We start from the raw sequence: 385 nt of genomic DNA, 5'->3' as shown, positions 1-385 counted from the left end.
GTCCGGCCGATTGATGAAGTCGAGGAACTTCATTGCGAGCTCCCGGCGCTTCGAACCCGCCGTCGCCGCCAGGCAATCCACCCAGAGAACGCTGCCTTCCTTCGGCAGCACATATTTCCACGGCAGGGAAGAGGTGCTGGCAAGCACGAACTGATCGCCACTATAGGCGAGCGCCATGTAGAGGTCCTTGCCATCGGTCGCATTTTGCGACGAGGTGATGATATAGTCGTAGGTCTTGACGAAGGGCGACTGGGCCTTCAGCCGCTCGAAGGCGTTTTTCAAGTCTGCCGGGTCCGCAGAGTTGACGGATTTTCCCGCCAGGATCAATGCCGGCGTCAGGAGATCGTCATAGCCTGTCACCATTGCAATGTGACCGGACATGTCG

General features: G+C 58.4%; 1 protein-coding gene. It reads right to left on the bottom strand.

The window, feature by feature from the left end; genetic code table 11:
- A partial coding sequence (locus tag AC1D0P_RS31530) for an extracellular solute-binding protein (protein ID WP_477680322.1) occupies positions 1-363 on the bottom strand: 363 nt, incomplete at its 3' end.
- Between the last annotated feature and the right edge of the window lie 22 nt (positions 364-385).

This window comes from Polaromonas sp. P1_G2 (genome assembly GCF_056405515.1).
Note: the sequence above shows the minus strand (reverse complement) of the source record. Positions and strands in the feature narration are given on the sequence as shown.